General features: G+C 56.7%; 4 protein-coding genes. All 4 read left to right on the plus strand.

Annotation, left to right across the window (positions count from 1 at the left end):
• Positions 1–211 (plus strand): UDP-N-acetylmuramate--L-alanine ligase (murC, locus tag JW937_06355; GenBank protein MBN1587031.1); only part of this gene is annotated, 211 nt, incomplete at its 5' end.
• The gene (murB, locus tag JW937_06360; protein MBN1587032.1) at positions 208–1182 is read left to right on the plus strand and encodes a UDP-N-acetylmuramate dehydrogenase; all 975 of its coding nucleotides are present in this window, start codon (positions 208–210) and stop codon (positions 1180–1182) included. The genes murC and murB, both read left to right, overlap by 4 nt.
• A 26-nt stretch (positions 1183–1208) precedes the next feature.
• On the plus strand, positions 1209–2267 hold the full coding sequence (locus JW937_06365; protein MBN1587033.1) for a D-alanine--D-alanine ligase: 1059 nt from the start codon (positions 1209–1211) through the stop codon (positions 2265–2267).
• Positions 2267–3121, plus strand: coding sequence for a cell division protein FtsQ/DivIB (locus tag JW937_06370; GenBank protein MBN1587034.1), 855 nt, complete (start codon positions 2267–2269; stop codon positions 3119–3121). Before JW937_06365 ends, JW937_06370 begins: the two co-directional genes overlap by 1 nt.
• Positions 3122–3297: the final 176 nt, after the last annotated feature.

Below are 3297 nucleotides of genomic sequence, written 5' to 3' on the forward strand. Positions count from 1 at the left end.
GCCGATTCCGGGCGTGAGTGGGGCGCATATGGCCGAAACAGTGGCCTCCTATGGGCCGGTCGATACCGAGTATATTTCCTGGGAAAACCTGCCCGGCCGGCTTGTTGCGGAAATTGAGGCCGGGGATCTGGTTGTCACTATGGGGGCCGGGAGTATTACCGGATTACCCGATGCGCTCCTGGAGCGCTTAGAATCAGAGCGGAAGAAATGAGTCCTGTCCCTGCCGATGCCCAGGAATGGATTGTCGCTGCGCGCGACTTGGCTCACGCCCTCGAAAAATTGGGTGTGGGTGTGTTGCGCCTTAACGAGCCCTTATACCGCCACATGAGTCTGAGGATCGGCGGGCCTGCAGCCCTTTGGGTGGAGCCGCGCTCGGTTGAGGCCCTTTGCTGTGTGATCCAAGAGGCAAAATACATGGGATTGCCCCTGGCTGTGCTCGGGGGAGGCACCAATACCTGTGTGGCGGACTATGGGTTTCCGGGGGTTGTCGTGCATCTTGGGAATGAAACCTTTGGGGGCATCGAACGCCGTGGCTCGGATCTTCATGTGGGCGCGGCCGCGCCTTTGGCGGAACTAGTGCGGCGGGCCGCTTCCTGGGGCCTGGGCGGCTGTGAAGGTTTGGCCGGGATCCCCGGGCAAGTGGGAGGCGCAGTGGCGGGAAATGCGGGCACTCGATCGGATGAGGGCTATGTGCAAATCGGGGACTGCGTCCAGTGGGCCAGGGGCCTGGACGAAAATGCGCGGCTGCAGCAGTGGGGCCCGGACAACCTGGGTTTTGAGTACCGCAACAGCTCCCTCAGCAAAACGATGGTGATCCAGGTGGGCCTGCGAATGCGGGAAGAGAATAGCGAGGATCTCAAGAAACGCGTTCAGGATCTTTGTGAATACAAGACGCGTACCCAAGAGTACAGACTTCCGAGCGCAGGTTGTTGGTTCAAGAATCCGAAGGATTGTTCTGCTGCGCAACTCATTGAGCGTTCAGGTCTCAAAGGCTTGAAGGCTGGAACGGTTCAGGTGTGTCCAGCGCACGCGAACTTTATTACATTGATTGAAGGAATTCCAAGAGGCCGTTCAGATGATCTTTTGGGTTTGGTGGATCAAGTTACACGGCGCGTAAAGCAGGATCATGGGGTAGAATTAAAATCGGAAGTTAGAGACTTATGGAATCAAAGATGGTGGTAGGGGCAATGAGCTCGCAGGGGGTGTAAGTGACTGGAGGCAGGTACGGCCGGATTGGGGTTCTGATGGGAGGGCCCTCCGCAGAGCGCGAGATTTCATTGCGCTCCGGCGAGGCTCTGGTGCAAGGATTGATCCGGGCAGGGGAAGACGCCATCCCGATTGAGGTAAAGGATACGGGAGACCTCACGCGGGCTTTGGTGAGCGATCTTGATATGAATGATATCCGGGTGGCCTGTCTTGCATTGCACGGTGCGTTTGGAGAGGACGGTACTGTACAGCGCCTTCTCGACTCTTTGGGCATTCCTTATACAGGGAGCGGCCCAACAGCCAGCCGTCTTGCCATGGACAAACTGGCTTCCCGCCAACGCTTTCTCAAAGAAGGTCTTCGTGTGCCTCTCACCGTGTGCGTTCACCGCGAATGTGAGGGAAATCTGCACCGTATCGTCAAAGAAGAGGGCTTGGAGTTTCCCATGGTAGCAAAGCCCATCTCCCAGGGTTCGAGTGTTGGGGTCTCTTTGGTTCTGGATGAAGAGTCTGTGCAAGCAGCCACGGCTTTGGCATGGCAGTATAACGACCGCATACTATTGGAAGAGTTTGTTGACGGCCGGGAGATCACGGTGGGTGTTTTGGATCAGAACCCGCTTCCGGTCGTGGAGGTTAAACCCCTAAGGCGCCAGATCTTTGATTTCTCGGCCAAGTATCAGGAAGGCCTGACGGAATACGTGGTTCCGGCGGCCATCCCCAAGGACATCTTTACTGAGGCCCAGGAAGTGGCCACCCGCGCGCACAAGACTCTGGGTTGTTGGGGTTTGACGCGTGTGGATATGATTTGGAGGCAGCCGGACGAGATCATCGTGTTGGAGGTGAATACCATCCCGGGCTTTACCCGGAGTTCGCTGGTGCCCAAGGCTGCTGCGGCAGTGGATATCAATTTTGAGGAGCTTTGTTTGCGTTGGGTGCGTACGGCTCTCAAACCCTCGGCCTTTCGTACTGCAGGCCAAAAGGATACGCGCACTTGGGGGACAGATTACGGCACCGCGAGCATTAGCGGTGATTTCGGCACTACGAGCCGGGGGAGTGCGGTGTAATGGCAAGACGTCGAAGACGTAAATTCATGAGGGTCTCGGCTGAATTCAAAGAGGCTGCCGGGAACGGATTCCGGTATCTCTTCACACGCGCGCTGTTAATTGCTTTGCTCGCAGGGGTGTTTTGGTACGGCGGCACGCGCGTGGAAGCCTATATACAGGAATCCTCCTACTTTAAAGTCAAAGAGGTCCAGGTCTTGCTTTGTTTTGACCGCTCGGAAAATGTCCGTTGGCCGCGTGAGGCGGTAGATAAGACGGTGGCTGTCTTTGTGGAAGATCTTCAAACCCTGGTTCGGCGCACCTACAAAGAGCGTATCGGCGATCTGAACTTAGCAAGCCTGCGCGCTGATTTTCTAAAGCAACACCCTGCCGTCAAGAATGCCAAGCTCCAGAAGCGTCTGCCCGATACCCTTGTGTTGGAGGTTTGGCCGCGCACAGCCGTGGCCCATGTGGACCTGGGGAATCTCTATCCCGTTGACAGGGAAGGATATCTCCTGCCCATTGTCCAGGATCCTCGAGACCAGGATCTTCCGGTTGTGCTGGGTGTGAAGGGTCCGTCCAAGCCTCGGGCGGGAGCACAAATCAAATCCCGTGCCCTTGACCGCAGTCTTAGCCTCCTTGAGCAGGCGCGTGAGGTAGCCGTGCTGAAAGACTATGAAGTTGTTAGCGTGGATGTGCATCGGCTGAATAATGCTTCGCTGACACTCGACACAGGTTTGGAGATCCGGATCGGGCGGGAATCCCTGGAGGAAAAGTCAGGGGATTTGGAAGTCGTGCTCTCCAATCTGCAAGATCAGGAAGTCCTTCCCCAGTATGTGGATTTACGTTTTGATGATGCTGTGGTGGGTTTGAGGTAATGCTCTCCCGTTCCTCCCGGCCGTCCCTGACAACTGCTGTGGATTTGGGCAGTTCCAAGGTTACCGTGGCAGTCGGTGTGCCTGAAGGGGAACAGATTGCGCTCAAGGCCTTGACCCAGGCCCCTACCCAAGGAATGAGCGAGGGGCGCGTGAAAGACCTGCGCGTTCTCACGGAC

The organism is Candidatus Omnitrophota bacterium (assembly GCA_016929445.1).
Classification (GTDB): Bacteria; Omnitrophota; Gorgyraeia; order JAFGIU01; family JAFGIU01; genus JAFGIU01.